Source organism: Sulfitobacter pontiacus, assembly GCF_040790665.1.
Lineage (GTDB): Bacteria > Pseudomonadota > Alphaproteobacteria > Rhodobacterales > Rhodobacteraceae > Sulfitobacter > Sulfitobacter pontiacus.
In genome coordinates, this window is the sequence record NZ_CP160849.1 from 2,152,887 (window position 1) to 2,167,782 (window position 14,896).

Consider the following 14,896-nt stretch of genomic DNA (forward strand, 5'->3'; position numbering starts at 1 on the left):
CGGCACGTTAAGGGCAGGATAATGAGGCAGAGTGTAAAACGGGCAGGGGGCATGTGCGCAGCAGCGCTGGCCCTATCCGGCTGCATGTCGGGTTTCGGCAGCGGCATGATGCCCGGTGACCTGATGCAATCTGACATCGTGTCCCGGTTCCGCACCCCCGATGCCTCGCAGGCGATCAAACCCACCTACGCCGAAAAAATCACCGCAGACAGCCAGATCATCCAGGGTCTGGCGCTGCGGTCTTCTGTTCTGCCCGATGACACCGTGTCGGATCAGGTGGCCTCTGCCGTGCTGGCCGCCAACAGCCGCACCGCCGAGGCAGAGCTGCGCGCCGCCACCCTCCGCTCGGAAGCCGCAAGCAAGAACTGGTTGCCCAAGATCGGGCCGCAGGTCAGCCTGACATCCTTGGGGTCGCTGGCGGCCAATCTGGTGGTGGATCAGGTGCTGTTTGATAATGGCCGCCGTGCGGGTGAACGCGCCTTTGCCGTGGCCGATGTCGAGGTCGCTGCCGTGTCGCTGGCGCAAGATACGAACGACCGCGTGGCGACCGCGCTGAAGCTCTACACCAATGCGATCGAGGCGCGCGATACCGCCGCGCTGAACCGTGTCGCGCTTAAGGATATGACGCATTTCGAATGGGTGATGCAGGAACGGGTCAAAGGCGGCGTGTCCGATGTGTCCGACCTGACGATCCTGCGCCAGAAGCTCCTTGAAATTCGCGCCACGCTTGATGCCTCCGTCGAACGCGAAGCCACGTCGATGTCCGAGCTGAACGCCATGTCGATCCGCCCGCTGGATACACTGCACGGCTTGCCCGAAGTGCCCGTGAACAGCTTTGCCGGTGCGCCTTTGTCCGTGGTGCGTGCCGAGGCCGAAAAGACCCGCGCCATCGCCGCCGCCAAGGTTGAACGCGCCGGATTGCTGCCGGGGCTGTCGGCAGGTGCGACCATCGGTGAAGGGGGCGGCGCAGGGCTGAGCCTTGAATCGGATCAGCTTCTGGGTCTGGGCACCAAAGCCTCGCTTGATGCGTCGGCCATGGCCGAGGAAACCGCGACCCGCAAGGTCCGGCAATCGGTCGAGGATGCCAACCGCGCGCTGCTCCGTCTGGAGAAACAGCTTGCCGCCAAGACCCGTCAGGCCGCCGAAGCAGCGACCCTTGCGGCACAGGCCAAACGCAACCTTGACCTGTTTCAGGAACAATATGACGCCGGTCAGCGTCAGGTTATGGATGTTGTCGGCGTCTACGAGACCTATTCGCGTCAGCAGCAGTCGCAGATCAGCCTCAAGTACGAGGCCGTGCGTCTGAAAATCGAGATGGCGCAGATACAGGGTGTGTTGGCGGACGGGAGCGCGATTTGACCCAGAAGCCGACCTTTACGCTGACAATCACCAACGGCAATCAGGGTCGGATGGCGGCGGCGGATGCCCCCCAGCCCAAGGCAGAGAACGCCAACCGCCCCGAAGACCGTCTGATGGCGCGGGCCAAACTGGCCGCGACCTATGCCGGATTGCTGGGCGTCACCACCGCGCCACGCGACATCTTTGACATCGTCGCCACGGCCCCCTTGCAGGGCAATGATCCGCAGGTAGAAGCCGAAGCACTGGCCCGCGGGATGGAAAGCGCAGGGCTGGTGACACAAGTCAGCCGGGCGCGGGGGATTTCCAAGGATATGTGGCCTGCGCTGGCCTATATGACCTCGGGGCAGGTCTTGCTTGTCATGGGGCAGCAGCGTGGCGATCTGATCCTGTATGACACGACATGCACCGACAATCGCGCGATGGTGCCGATCAGCGATTTCAAACCCTTCTTTGCGGGGCTGATCCTGCGGGCCGAAGCCTCGCTGAAAACCGTGGCCGAAACCCATAAGACCGATGGCGCGCCTGCGCATTGGTTCTGGGGGCAGTTTCCGCGCTTTCGCCGCCAGCTGATAGAGGTCGCGACGGGGTCTTTCGTGGCCAACCTGCTGGCCGTCGCTGTGGCGCTGTTTTCCTTGCAGGTCTATGACCGCGTGATCCCGCATCAATCCGAAGCGACGCTTTGGGTGCTCGCCGCCGGTGCGGGGCTCGCGTTGCTCATGGAAGCTTTCCTCAAGATGGCGCGGGCGCGTCTGATGGATGGGGCAGGGCGGCAGATCGAGCTGTCGGTGCAGGACATCCTGATGCGCCGGTTGCTGGGGATGCGGTCCGACACGCGCGGCCAAGCCCCGAACCAGCTGTTTTCCGCGATGCGCGAATTCGGGTCGGTGCGTGAATTCTTTACCGCGTCGACCATTGGCACGATCGCGGATATCCCCTTTATCTTCGTGTTCCTCTTCCTCGTGGCCAGCATAGCGGGGAATGTCGTCTGGGTGCTGGTGCTTGGCGGTATCCTGATGCTGGTGCCGGGGTTCTTTCTGCAAAAGAAAGCGATCCAACTGACGCAGGAGACCCAAGGCGCGTCGACCAAATCCTCGCGGCTGCTGCACGAGGCGATATTCGAGCTTGATACGGTCAAGACCCAAAGGGCAGAGGACCGCGTGCTGCGCCTGTGGACCGAGCTGAACACCCTGTCGTCCGTCAAATCGTCAGAACAACGCAAGCTCGCGTCCTTCCTCACGTTCTGGAGCCAAGGGGTCCAGCAGGCCACCTATGTCGCGGCGGTCATCGTGGGCACCTATCTGGTGTTTGCGGGGGAATTTACCGTGGGGTCGATTATCGCGGTCGGTATCCTGACGGGCCGGACGCTGGGGCCGCTGACGCAGCTGTCGGGCACGATGGCGCGGTGGGGCAATGTCAAAGGCGCGCTTGACGGGCTCGACGCAATTGTCGCCGCGCCGCAGGACACCGCAGAGGCGCGCACCTATCTGCGCCGTGAAAAGCTGAAAGGCCAGTTCGAACTGCGCGACGTGATCTTCCGCTACGAGGATGACGGCGCACCGACGGTGGACATCAAAGCCATGTTGATCCAGCCGGGGCAGCATGTCGCCGTGCTGGGGGCCAATGGATCGGGCAAATCGACACTGCTGAAGATGCTCTGCGGGCTTTATGCCCCGACCGAAGGGCGCATTCTGGTGGACGGCACAGAGCTGGGCCAGATTGAGCCGCGCGACCTGCGCCGGCTGATCGGCTATCTGGGACAGGACGTGCGCCTGTTCTCGGGCACGCTGCGCGACAACCTGAACCTCACCATGCTGGAACGCGACGATGACCGCCTCCACGCCGCCCTTGATTTCGCAGGGCTGGGGCCGTTCGTGCGCAACCACCACAAGGGGCTGGACCTGGAGATCAAGGACGCGGGCGCGGGCCTGTCCATCGGGCAGCGTCAATCCATCGGTTGGGCGCGCCTGTGGTTGCAGGATCCGGCGATCTGCCTGCTGGACGAACCCACAGCCGCGCTGGACCAAAGGTTGGAGGCAACGCTGGTCTCGCGGTTGCAAAGCTGGATGGCCGGACGCACCGCGATCATCGCGACCCACCGCGCCCCGATCCTTGCGCTGACCGAACGCACGCTGGTGCTGCAAGATGGCCGTATGACCGTTGACGGGCCAAAAGAAAAAGTGCTCGCCCATCTGGCGGGTCAGAAGGGGCACGTCGCATGAGCAGTCTTAGCACCACGCCACTGGGCGCGCAGATGACGGGGCAGATGCGCGGGCCGTCCATTGTGATCTGGCTTTGCGGCGCGTCCGTGCTGGTCTTCCTGCTGTGGGCTGCCTTTGCTTGGGTCGACGAAATCGTGCGCGCCGAAGGGTCGATGATTTCCAGCTCGCGCCCCCAGATCATCCAGAACCTTGAAGGCGGTATTCTGGCAGAACTTGCCGTGGGCGAGGGCGATCATGTGGAGAAGGGCGACGTGTTGGCCCGTCTGCATGGCACCCAGTTCCAATCTGCCGTGGACGACCTGCGCGACCAGATCAGTGCCTTTGAAATCCGCCGTCTGCGTCTGGAGGCAGAGCTGGCCGGACAGTACGACTTTGACGTGCCCGACGCCTATGCCACGCGCACGCCCGATATCGTCGCCTCTGAACGGGCATTGCTGAAAGCGCGGCAATCTGACTTTGTCTCGCGCTCCGAAGGGGCGGGGCGGGTGCTGACCGAAGCCACGAAAGAGCGTGAGCTGCTTGAGAATATGCTCAAGAAAAAGATCGTTTCGCTGATCGAGGTGACGCGCGCGCGCAAGACCCATGCGGATGCGCGGATCAAGCTGGACGAGATCGTCACCGGCACAGAACTGGACCGTGCGCAGGAATATTCCGATGTGCTTAAGGAACTGGCGACGCTGAAACAGAACCTCAAGGCGAGCACGGACCAGTTGAACCGCACCGTCCTGGTCAGCCCCCTGCGCGGCATCGTCAACAACCTGAGCGTGACCACCATCGGCGGCGTCGTGCGCCCGGGCGAGGAGATTTTGCAGATCATCCCGTTGGACGAAGAGCTTTTCGTCGAGGCCCGCGTCAAGCCCGAAGACATCGCCGGCGTGCGCCCCGGCCAAGAGGCGACGGTCAAGCTGTCGGCCTATGACTATACGATTTATGGCACGTTGAAGGGCACGGTCAAATTGATCTCGGCCGATACGTTCAAGGACGAACGATCCCGCGCGCCGGATGGGGATCCGCACTATAAGGTCACGTTGCAGGTGGACACAGAACACCTGACCCCGCGGCAGGCGTCTTTGCAGATCCGACCCGGCATGCAGGCAAGCGTGGAACTGCACACAGGGTCAAAGACGGTTTTGCAGTATCTGTTGAAGCCGCTTTACAAGTCCAAAGAGGCGTTTCGGGAGCCGTAGGCGGGACAAGGGGGGCTGTCTGCCCCCCTTGTCCCGCCGAGGATTTTGGACCATTTGGAAGATCAGGGGTTTTCTGTGTCGAGCCAGAGGGTGACGGGGCCGTCGTTGGTGAGTGCGACGGACATATCGGCTCCGAAAGAACCGGTTTGGACATGAATGCCAAGGGCGTCGACGCAGGTGACGAAATCTTCGTATAGCGTTTTGGCGTGATCGGGCTTGGCGGCGCGCGAGAAACCGGGGCGGGTCCCGCGGGAGGTATCGGCGGCAAGGGTGAACTGGCTGACAATCAGCGCGCTGCCGCCCGTATCCGGCAGGCTCCGGTTCATTTTGCCAGCATCATCTTTGAACAGACGCAGCTTGGCGATCTTTTGTGCCAGTCCTTGCGCGGTCGCATGTGTATCGTCGGGCATCGCGCAGACGAAGATCAGCAGCCCGTGTTCAATTTGCCCGATGATCTGGCCGTCGACAGTGACGGAGGCGTTGCTGACGCGTTGTAGGAGTGCGCGCATATCAAGATTTCCAATCGATTATGTCTTCAGGGGTGGCCCGCTGCGTGCGGAAGCGGTTGATCGGTGCCGTGTCATCCGCATAGCCAAAGGAAATCGCGCAAAGGATCAGGCGGTCTTGCGGCAGGTCGAAATGCTGTCGCACGGTGGGCGCATAGGCAGCGATGGCGGCCTGGGCGATGGTGGCCACCCCAAGCGCCGTTGCCGCCAGTGTAAATGCCGTGACAAAGCCGCCGCTGTCCATCGCCCCGTAGGCCCCAAGCTCTGCCGGGGAGGTCACGATCGCCACATGGGGCGCGTCAAACAATGCATAGTTCCGCATCATCTGCGCCATGCGGCCCGCATGGTCCGATTTCTCGACCCCGACGGCGTCATACAGCTGGAACCCGCAGGTCCGCCGTCGGTCGCCGTAGACGCCGCTGTAAGACGTCGGCCAGTCCAGATCGGGGGCGGGGGGGGTGCCTTTGGCAATCTCTAGCGCCAAGGCGTCGCGGAAGCGGTCGGTCGCGGCCCCCTTGGTGATGGTGAGTTGCCAAGGCTGCGCATTGCACCACGACGGCACGTGGCGCGCTGCGTCGACGATACGGGTGATGATCGCGTCGTCGACCGGATCGGGGCGAAAGGCGCGGCACGAAGAACGCGCGCGCAGGATGTCGGTGAATGTATCGATCTGGGTCATTTTTGGAGCGCCATAAAATAGCCAACGACCCCGGCGACAATCAGGCCAAGGATCACGGCAAAGGTGATTTTCACAGCGGAATAGGGGCGTTCGCCCTGTACGCTGCCTGTGCGGCCGTTGACCACAAAACGATAGGTCTTGCCGCGGTACTTGTAAGCTGCCAGCCAGACCGGCAGCAGGATATGTTTGAACGTCACATCGCTGACCTGCGTCTGGATATTGTGGATGCGCTGACGGTCGCCGCCGATATCAAAACGCACATCGCGCTGGATCATCGCGTCCATCACCTCGCGTGCCTGTGCATAGCCTTCATCAAGCGTCACCGCATAGGCTTCGGCGCGAAACCCGGCGAGGTATTCCGGGGCATAGGGTTCAAGGGCCGCCAGATCCCACGGGGCCAACGCATCGGTGAACCTTTTGGGAAGCGATTTCGACGCCAGTACCAGCACATCATCAAAGAACCGCGCGACCCGACCCGAAGTCGCCCGCCAGCGGATTTTCGGCACCTGCTGCTGCACCCGTTTGCCGTCGCGCATGACGGTCTGGGTGACGTAATAGACCGTGCCCCTTTCGCCCGAATAGCTGGAGCGCGTGTCGGCGTCATAGGTCCAGTAGGGCACATAGATGCCTTGCATCTTGCGGCCCTTGCGCGCGTATTCCTGCAGGCCATTGGGGGCAAACCACAGGCTGCCCAGCCAGTCGGTCATAGCATCGCGTGCTGTATCCTCGGTCAGGCCAAAGGGCAGCACGGCACGGGGTTTGATATGGCGGTTCACCCCTGTATCGATCACCACAGGGGTGGCGCAGAACGGACATTCGGTGGCGTGTTTGCCGGGGTCGAACTCTACCTGTGCGGCGCAGTTGGGGCAGGTTGTGACCCGTGTATCCTCCATCTGCGATTGGGGGAGAGCGCTGGCCAGTGCGGCCTGGAAATCCAGCTCGGCGATCGGGTTATGCAGGCCGCGCGTGCCTGAAATCTCTTCGGTATTACCGCAGTGGTCGCAGACCAGCAGATATCTTTCGGGATCAAACCGCAGATCGGACCCGCAGGTGTCACAGGGGAACCGGTGTTCCTCGGTCGGTGGGGGGGGCAGGTCGGGGTCGTCAAAGCCGGTGCTGGCGGGCATAGAGCTGTCCTTTGGTCAGGCCTGCCCCAGACATAGGGCAGTGCGCCCCCTGCCGCCAGAGCAGGGTCACAAAAAACGGTGCAGCACTTTCGGAGCCATGATGCGCAGGGCATTGTCGCGCAGACGAAGGTGACGCCAGATGTGAAATGCGGCATGGGCCAGCGCGATGCCTGCAAGAGCGTAGAATTCGATGCTGTGGATCAGCCCGACGAGGTCGTTGGCGCGCGGCATATCAAGGGGCACGGCAATCGGGACAATCCCACCGGCCCAAAGCTGCACGGTCGAGGTCACCCCGATCAGCAGCCCTGTGAGGGCGACGCCAAAGATACCCCAGATCAGGGTCTTATGCAGCACCGGATGCATCCAACGGGCCCAGCCCCGAAGCTTGGGGCCGGGGCGCCCCAGCAAGCCGCGCCGTATGTAGGACACCCACCACAGCAGGGCCGCGCTGACAAAGACCAAGCCCATGACCGAATGGAACCGCACCGCCGCAGGCCCGATCCGCGCCACATCCGCCGGTTGCACCAGCAGGAACCAGACAAACAGCGGCACCATGCCCCAATGCAAAAGCTTCATCAGGGTCCGACGGTGGGGCAGCAAGGGGCGACGGCGTGAGGTCATAGCCTAGACACGCGCCTTGCCCGTTCCAAGTTTCACAGAGCCTTACGCAGGCGGCGGCGGGGGCGGCAGCACGGTAAAGAGTTGCGCCAGCTCGGCCACATCGTCTGCTTTAAGCCAGCCATCCTGACCGGGGGTCCAGACATAGGTCTCGCGGGTCAACCCGCCATCCGTGGCCATGCGGCCCAATGCGGCCTTTGAAAACGGGCCCTTGGTCTGGCCGTTCTCTGCCAGATGCCAGACCTTTTCAGGTTGCGGCGGGGGCGGTGGCGTCTGTGCAGCGGGGGCCGCAGCCGCGGGGCGCGGGCCCCACGGGCCTGCCTGCGCGGCGGCGGCCTGGCCCATCTGCATGCCCAATCCGGCACCCAGACCGGTCTGCATTGCTGCGCCGGCGGCGCCCTCGCGGCCCAATGCCTCTGCCGCCTGGAACTGCGTGAACTTGTTCAAATCCCCGATCACCCCCATCGACGACCGCTTGTCCATCACTTCCTCCACGGCGGGGGGGAGCGAGATGTTTTCGATGTAAAGTTCGGGGATGGTCAGCCCGTATTCTGCAATGGTGGCCGAGATTTCGGTGCTCACCAGTTTGCCCAGCTCACGGGTATTGGCGGCCATATCCATGACCGGAATATTGGACAGCGCGATGCTGCGCGAGAATTCCTGCACGATGATATTGCGGATCTGATAGCTGATCTCGTCCATGGTGAATTCACCATCGGTGCCCACGATTTCGGTCAGGAACCGCGCGGGGTCCGACACTTTGACAGAGTAGGTACCATATGAACGCAGGCGCACGGGGCCGAACTCGGGGTCGCGCACGATGATCGGGTTCTTGGTGCCCCATTTCAGATCGTTGAAACGGGTGGTGTTGACGAAATAGATCTCGGATTTGAAGGGGCTTTTGAAGCCGTGATCCCAATGCTGCAGCGATGTCATGATCGGCATGTTGTTGGTTTCAAGCATATAAAGGCCGGGCGTGAACACATCCGCCAGTTGACCTTCGTGGACAAAGACCGCGGCTTGCCCTTCGCGGACCGTCAGCTTGGCCCCGTATTTGATCTCGTGGCCTTCGCGCTCGAACCGGGACACCATCGTGTCGCGTGTGTCGTCCGTCCAGTGGATAACGTCGATGAATTGGCCAGAGAGAAAATCGAGAATACCCATGTCTTGGTCCTTTCGGGGGAGGTCGGTGGCGGGTTAAACGGGCCCGCCGATCAGTTCGAACGCGATCTTGCGGGCCACGGGGGTTGCCTCTTCGGCGGTCATGCCGGCGTGCAAGCGCGGGTCATAGAGCATTTTCAGCAGCAGCTCGTCGTGACGGGTGAGCAGCGCGAATTCATCGTCATCATTAAAGATCGACGGGCGTGCGGTGGGGCTGTCGTTGGCAAGGCCAAGGCCCTGCGCAAGTTCTTCATGGATACACGACAGCCGCATGAGCGAGGGGTTCTCGGCACGGATGACGGCGACGGCAGCGGTATAGGTGCTGGGGTCCGCGCCACCGGCATAAGCGGCGACAATGCAATAGGTATCGCGGCGCAGATCGCTGAGCGCGGCAAGGCTTTCGGCGGTCACACCGGGGATGCGTTCGGCGGCTTGGGCAAGGGCGGCGGGGCGGTCATCCTCGCCCGCGATGATCACCATAAAGTTCGGCTTGCCGCCCACGGTGATGGAATGCTGCGTCGTGGCGGCGAGGCGGGTGGCATAGTCGCGGATCGAGGCCGCATCGCGGTCACGTTCGGACGGGGGAACGCTGTCGCCAAAGACGACCTCCATCCGGACGGGGCGTTCCCAGCGGCGCATGGGGGTCTTATCGCCGCGTCCGGTCAGGGTGGCGTTATATTCGTTGTAAAAAGCGATCTGTTCAAAGTTGCGCACCAGCATGTCGGCGGTAAAGGGCGTGTCCTGCCCGCCACCATCCCGGCGCAGCAACCCTTGGCTCAGCTGGGCCTGCTGCACCTGGTTGAAATAGCTGCGCAGCTTGGCGCTTTTTTGCGACGTCGGCTTGGCCACCACGGGGGGCGGGGCCGGTGGCGCGTCGGGGCGCGCAATGGGTTTCAGCGTTGGTTCAACAGGAGCCTGCGGGGTGCAGGCGGCCAGCGCGGCGACCACAGCCGCCGTGCCGATCCATCCTGTTCGCCCCAACCGTTGCCATACCATATCGCGCGCTCCAGGTTTTGACGGGGTTACGCCGCAGGGGACGCGGGCTTGGCCGCTTTGGCAGAGGCCAGCGTGTCGCGCAGGTTGGCCTCCATCTCTTGCAGGTCTTTCTCGGCAGAGGCACGGCGCGCCTTGCCTTCGTCGGCGATCTGCAGCGATTCCTGAATGGTCCCGATCAGGTCGGCATTGGCCTGTTTGACGGCCTCGATGTCGAAGACGCCGCGTTCCATCTCGGTCCGGATGACCTTGTTGCTTTCGCGCAGGTTCTGCGCGTTAGAGGTCAGCAGCTCGTTCGTCAGGTCATTGGCGTCACGCACGGCGGCGGCGGCTTCGACGCTGCGCTGGATGGTGACCGCCTGCGCCAGCTGGGTTTCCCACAGCGGCACGGTGTTCACGAGGGTCGAGTTGATCTTGGTCACCAGCGACTTGTCGTTTTCCTGCACCAAGCGGATCGAGGGCAGCGATTGCATCGTCACCTGACGGGTCAGTTTCAGGTCGTGCACACGGCGCTCCAGATCGTCCCGCGCGGCGCGGATGTCGCGCAGTTCCTGGGCGACCATGACCTGATCCGCCTCTGGTGCGGCGTCTACCTCTGCCTGTTTGGCGGGGATTGTGGTCGCGTCCAACTCTGCCAGCTTGGCCTCGCCCGCGGCGATATAAAGCGCGAGCTCATCATAGAACTGCAGCGTCTTTTCGTACAGCATATCAAGAGATTTGATATCCTTGAGCAGGGTATGTTCATGGGTCAGCAGCTCGTCCGTGACGCGGTCGATCTGACCCTGTACCTTTTCGAACTTGGCGGTGAATTTGGCAAAGGGGGCCGCGCGGCCCAAAAGGCGTTCCCACCAGCTGCGTTCACGGCGCACGTCCAGCTCGGACACGGAAAAGCCGCGGATGGTTGTCACGATCGTGCGCAGGCTGTCACCGGCGGGGCCCACATCCTTGTTGCGCACGTCCTGCAACATCGCCTGACTGATCTCCTGCAGCTCGGCCTGAGCGCCGGACCCGAAACCGATGATCGACTGCGTGTCGCCCATGTCGATCTCTGCCATGCGGCTTTTGATCTCTGCCGATTGTGGCGCATCGGCTTTCTCAAGCGAGACGACGGCATCCGCAGGGGCGGGGTCGGGCAGGATCTGCGCGTTGACCTCTTCCACCAGCGCTACGGATTGGGTCGCTTTGTCACGAACGGTATCAGACATGTTTCAAGTATTCCTATGCTCTTGGGGCGGGGCGCGTCAGTCGAGACGCACGCCTTCTCGGGAAAGCCGCTCGCGCAGCACGTCGATTTCGATGTTCAGGTCGGTCTTGTCTTCCAATAGCGATTTTTGGGTGCGCGCGGCAAAGTTTTTGTCCAGATCATCCAGCAAAGCCAGATAATCGGCGCGTGCCTGCGCATCGCCGGTGCTGGCGTAGATATCCGCAAACTTGATTGTCGCGTCACGCGCGCCCAGCAGATAGACCGACAGGTATTTGCGCGCACCGGTCAGATCACGCGGATCATCCTGCACGGTGCGGATCAGCGTGCGTGCGGTGTCCTGAAACTGCGCCAGCCGGTCGCGCGCCTTGCGATCGCCCGCGCGTGCAATGGCGGTGTTCATCGCGGCAAGGTGTTTTTCCGCCTCGTCCACGACACGGGCAACGCGGTCTTTCTGGAAGCTGTCCACGCCCTCCATCCCTTTGGATGTCAGCGGATCGATGCCAAAGGCCGACACATGCAGCCCCATCGCGGCCAGCGCATAAAGCACAGGGGCGGCCAGTCCGGGGTCATTCTTATAGGCTGCAAGCGCCACGCCGGCACCGGTCAGAAGGCTGGCGATGATCTTGCGCGGCAGGGCGGGACGTTCGGCAACCTTGCGCGCGGTATAGGCGGCTTCGGCTTTCAGCCCCTCGCGCAGCATCCATGCGGCACCGGTCAGCGTCGCCGCCGCCAGCAGCCCCAATGCAAGCCCCTGCGCCCCGTCGTTCAACGACATGAACACAAGCGGAATGGCGGGGATGAACAAGATTTTGGCCCGCCCGCTTGCGGGGTCGACCTCTATACGTTTGGCACGGGTGCCCTGCGGAGGCGGCGTGCTGCCGTTCGTGTCATGATTGCTGTATTTACCGCCAAAGCGCTGCGCCATGGATCAAAGCCCCCCGAGCCAGCCGGTAGAGACACCGAACAGCAAGACAACAAGCGCGGCATAGGTGATTTTCTGAAACGGTGTCGGTGCCATGGGGCGATAAACCTCCTGTCCATGCGCTGGTGTCGATGCACGACGGCCCGCGTCCAGAATCCTTGCGATGATTGTCACCAAAACGGCGACAAACGCAACAATCAGCGCCAGCGTGGCGACAAAGACAAGCAATCGACCCATCGGACCTTCCTTTGCACGACATATAGTCGCAGTGCCCGCCACCCGCTAGGGTCACGTACGCAAAAGTAGCGGCCAAAGGGCCGTAAACCCACAGAAATCAGGGTTTACGGGTGGATTTTACGCGGGTGCCGAACTTGCGCGGCGCGGGGTCGGACGCGGGGCGTGCGGGCTTGGACTTGCCATAGCCGGGCTTGGGCTTGCCGGGGATGGTCTTGCCTGTCGCGGTCTTGTCACCGGGTTCCTTGGGCAGGCCGGGGCGACCGGGGCCCGGCTCTCCGGGTTTGCGGGCCTTGCGCTTGATGATGCGCGCGGGCTTTTTCTTGATCGCGGTGCCAGTGGTATCGGCAATCTCGAGGCCCAGCTGGTCACGGACCACCTTGCGCTTGAGTTCCTCGACCTCGCCGGTTTTCAGCTCGCCAAGCTGGAACGGGCCATAGCTGGTGCGGATCAGCCGGTTCACCGACAGGTTCACCGCCTCCATCGCGCGGCGGATCTCGCGGTTCTTGCCTTCGCGCAGCCCGACGGTCAGCCAGGCGTTCGCCCCTTGTTGCCGGTCCAGCGTGACCGTCATCGGCTGAAAATCCTCGCCATCCACGGTGATGCCCTTGCGCAGCGGTTCAAGCATATCGTCGGTGGGGCGGCCATTGACCCGCACGCGGTAACGGCGCAGCCAGCCGTTCGAGGGCAATTCGAGGCGGCGCTTGACCTCGCCATCATTGGTCAGCAGCAGCAACCCTTCGGAGTTGAGGTCAAGCCGACCGATGCTCATGACGCGGGGCATGTCTTCGGGCAGATCGTCAAAGATCGTGCCGCGGCCCTTTTCGTCGCGGTTGGTGGTGACCAGCCCCGTGGGCTTGTGGAACAGCCAGACGCGGGGCGGTTCGGGCTCGCCCACCGGTTTGCCGTCGACGGTGATCGCGTCCGAAGGCGTCACGTTCAACGCAGGCGAATCGATCTGCGCACCGTTGACGCGCACGCGACCGGCCTCGATCATGCGTTCGGCCTCGCGGCGGCTGGCGATGCCGGCACGGGACAGGACTTTGGCAATGCGGTCACCGGGAGGGGTGCCGGATTTCGGGGGCTGGGAGGGTGTATCTGCGCTCATCCTTCAGCGCTTACCCTGTTTCCCGCGCTTGCGAAAGGGCGGCGTTTGCGGGCAAGAGAGGTGTATGAGCTTTACGTCCTATATGTCCCAAGCGCTGGAAGAGGCCCGCGCCGCCGCCGCCCGTGGTGAAGTGCCCGTGGGCGCGGTCATCGTGGCACCCGACGGACAGGTCGTCGCGCAGGCGGGCAACCGGACGCGCGAGCTGAACGATCCCACCGCCCATGCCGAGGTGCTGGCGATCCGTGCTGCCTGTGCGGCGGCGGGGTCCGAAAGGCTTGGCGGGCATGCGCTTTATGTGACGCTGGAACCCTGCGCCATGTGTGCCGCCGCGATCTCTGCCGCGCGGGTGGCACGCTTGTACTACGGCGCGTCAGACCTCAAGTCTGGCGGTGTGGCGCAGGGTGCGCGGGTGTTTTCCCATGCACAATGTCACCACGCCCCCGACGTCTATGACGCCATCGCAGCCCCCGAAAGCGAACAGCTGCTAAAGGCGTTTTTTGCAGAGAAACGAAAAGGATAGACCCATATGGCCCAACGGGACGAGCTGAGCATTTTTGTGCGCGACGCCTTGGCCGCGGGCAAATCACGGGCCGAGATCACAGCCGCGCTGACCCATGCCGGATGGCGCAGCGCAGAGGTCCAGGATGCGCTGAACGGCTGGGACGAGATGCCGTTCTCTCCGCCCATTCCGCGGCCTGTGGCGACGGTGTCTGCGCGGGACTTCTTTACCTATGCGCTGACGTTCTGCGTCTTGATCCTTGGCGCGTTCAATCTGGTTGTCGTGTTACAGGCGCTGGTCGATGTGGTCTTTGCCACGGACGACGGCGGCAGCGACCGGTCGATCCGCTGGGGTGTTGCGGTGCTAATCGTGACCGGACCGTTGTACCTCTGGCTGACCTTGCGCGAGCGGCGGAAACTGGCGCGCGACCCTGCGCTGTACCGCTCTGCGATCCGCAAATGGATGATCTACATCGGCCTGCTTTTGGCGGCGCTGACGATGTTAGGGGATTCGATTGCCACCATCTATGCGCTGCTGACCGGTGATCTGACGCTGCAATTCGTGCTCAAGGCGCTGGTAGTGCTGGTCGTCGCAGGGGGCATCTTTGCCTATTATCTGCGGGACCTGCGCGAAGAGGCCCCGGCGTGAACAAGCTGCTGCTGATCTGCATGTCTGTGCTGGTCGGTGGTGCCATCATTGGCGGCTTGGTCGTGGTGGGCGGCCCGCAACACGCGCGGTTCGCCCAGCAGGACAGGCAGCGCGTAAGCGATCTGCGGATCTTGCACACGCATCTGATGTGCCTTGGTCACCCGCGCAAACCATTGCCGCAAGCGCTTGCGGATGACAGCTATTGCCCCGGCGCGCGGCCCGGTCTGCGCGATGTGCTGACCCAAGGCGATCCCGCAACGGGCGCGCCTTACGTCTATCACCGCCTCAATGATACCGCGTTCGAGGTCTGCGCCACGCTGGCGCTTGATCCGGCAGAGGCGCGCAAAGCTGCGTTTGATCATGACACCATCGCCCTGCGCGCCAACGATACCCTCTGTTTTATCGGGGATCGCGCTGTTTCTGCCGATTAGG

General features: G+C 62.9%; 16 protein-coding genes. 6 read left to right on the top strand and 10 right to left on the bottom strand.

The features are described from left to right. Positions 1-21: 21 nt before the first annotated feature. The 3 genes from AB1495_RS10525 to AB1495_RS10535 are packed head-to-tail and all read left to right on the top strand — an operon-like array spanning position 22 to position 4,765. Positions 22-1,359, top strand: a complete 1,338-nt coding sequence (locus AB1495_RS10525; RefSeq protein WP_244268900.1) for a TolC family protein — start codon at positions 22-24, stop codon at positions 1,357-1,359. Next, positions 1,356-3,578, top strand: coding sequence for an ATP-binding cassette domain-containing protein (locus AB1495_RS10530; protein ID WP_074635500.1), 2,223 nt, complete (start codon positions 1,356-1,358; stop codon positions 3,576-3,578). The genes AB1495_RS10525 and AB1495_RS10530 overlap by 4 nt, the downstream gene beginning before the upstream one ends. Next, the gene (locus AB1495_RS10535) at positions 3,575-4,765 is read left to right on the top strand and encodes an HlyD family type I secretion periplasmic adaptor subunit (protein ID WP_074635503.1); all 1,191 of its coding nucleotides are present in this window, start codon (positions 3,575-3,577) and stop codon (positions 4,763-4,765) included. Before AB1495_RS10530 ends, AB1495_RS10535 begins: the two co-directional genes overlap by 4 nt. 62 nt (positions 4,766-4,827) lie before the next feature. On the opposite strand, the gene dtd is transcribed toward AB1495_RS10535, so the two are convergent. The 10 genes from dtd to AB1495_RS10585 form a co-directional block, all read right to left on the bottom strand. Continuing rightward, positions 4,828-5,274 carry a D-aminoacyl-tRNA deacylase gene (dtd, locus tag AB1495_RS10540; RefSeq protein ID WP_074635505.1) on the bottom strand — a complete coding sequence of 149 codons (447 nt, stop codon included), beginning with the start codon at positions 5,272-5,274 and terminating at the stop codon, positions 4,828-4,830. Between the two features lies 1 nt (position 5,275). After that, the gene (locus AB1495_RS10545) at positions 5,276-5,950 is read right to left on the bottom strand and encodes a nitroreductase family protein (protein WP_074635507.1); all 675 of its coding nucleotides are present in this window, start codon (positions 5,948-5,950) and stop codon (positions 5,276-5,278) included. Continuing rightward, positions 5,947-7,077 carry a TFIIB-type zinc finger domain-containing protein gene (locus AB1495_RS10550; RefSeq protein WP_074635509.1) on the bottom strand — a complete coding sequence of 377 codons (1,131 nt, stop codon included), beginning with the start codon at positions 7,075-7,077 and terminating at the stop codon, positions 5,947-5,949. The genes AB1495_RS10545 and AB1495_RS10550 overlap by 4 nt, the downstream gene beginning before the upstream one ends. A 66-nt stretch (positions 7,078-7,143) precedes the next feature. Beyond that, positions 7,144-7,698, bottom strand: a complete 555-nt coding sequence (locus tag AB1495_RS10555; protein ID WP_074635511.1) for a cytochrome b/b6 domain-containing protein — start codon at positions 7,696-7,698, stop codon at positions 7,144-7,146. Between the two features lie 42 nt (positions 7,699-7,740). Further along, positions 7,741-8,859: an SPFH domain-containing protein gene (locus AB1495_RS10560; protein ID WP_005852267.1), complete on the bottom strand. Its 1,119-nt coding sequence runs from the start codon at positions 8,857-8,859 to the stop codon at positions 7,741-7,743. Positions 8,860-8,892: 33 nt separating this feature from the next. After that, entirely contained in the window at positions 8,893-9,852 is a 960-nt protein-coding gene (locus tag AB1495_RS10565) for a DUF2927 domain-containing protein (protein ID WP_074635512.1), read from the bottom strand. 26 nt (positions 9,853-9,878) lie between these two features. After that, positions 9,879-11,054, bottom strand: a complete 1,176-nt coding sequence (locus AB1495_RS10570) for a toxic anion resistance protein (protein ID WP_005852269.1) — start codon at positions 11,052-11,054, stop codon at positions 9,879-9,881. A 36-nt stretch (positions 11,055-11,090) separates the two neighbouring features. Then, complete coding sequence (locus AB1495_RS10575) at positions 11,091-11,978, bottom strand: 5-bromo-4-chloroindolyl phosphate hydrolysis family protein (protein WP_009826473.1); 888 nt, start codon at positions 11,976-11,978, stop codon at positions 11,091-11,093. Between the two features lie 3 nt (positions 11,979-11,981). Next, positions 11,982-12,212, bottom strand: coding sequence for a hypothetical protein (locus tag AB1495_RS10580; protein WP_005852271.1), 231 nt, complete (start codon positions 12,210-12,212; stop codon positions 11,982-11,984). 97 nt (positions 12,213-12,309) lie between these two features. Beyond that, positions 12,310-13,317 carry a pseudouridine synthase gene (locus tag AB1495_RS10585; RefSeq protein WP_005852272.1) on the bottom strand — a complete coding sequence of 336 codons (1,008 nt, stop codon included), beginning with the start codon at positions 13,315-13,317 and terminating at the stop codon, positions 12,310-12,312. Positions 13,318-13,381: 64 nt separating this feature from the next. Between AB1495_RS10585 and AB1495_RS10590 the strand changes: the two genes are divergently transcribed. Genes AB1495_RS10590 through AB1495_RS10600 form a run of 3 tightly spaced genes read left to right on the top strand, consistent with a single transcriptional unit; the run spans position 13,382 to position 14,895 of the window. Next, positions 13,382-13,837: a nucleoside deaminase gene (locus tag AB1495_RS10590; RefSeq protein WP_074635513.1), complete on the top strand. Its 456-nt coding sequence runs from the start codon at positions 13,382-13,384 to the stop codon at positions 13,835-13,837. A gap of 6 nt (positions 13,838-13,843) precedes the next feature. After that, complete coding sequence (locus AB1495_RS10595; protein ID WP_074635514.1) at positions 13,844-14,464, top strand: DUF5671 domain-containing protein; 621 nt, start codon at positions 13,844-13,846, stop codon at positions 14,462-14,464. Next, on the top strand, positions 14,461-14,895 hold the full coding sequence (locus tag AB1495_RS10600) for a hypothetical protein (RefSeq protein ID WP_074635516.1): 435 nt from the start codon (positions 14,461-14,463) through the stop codon (positions 14,893-14,895). Before AB1495_RS10595 ends, AB1495_RS10600 begins: the two co-directional genes overlap by 4 nt. The last annotated feature ends 1 nt before the right edge of the window (position 14,896 follow it).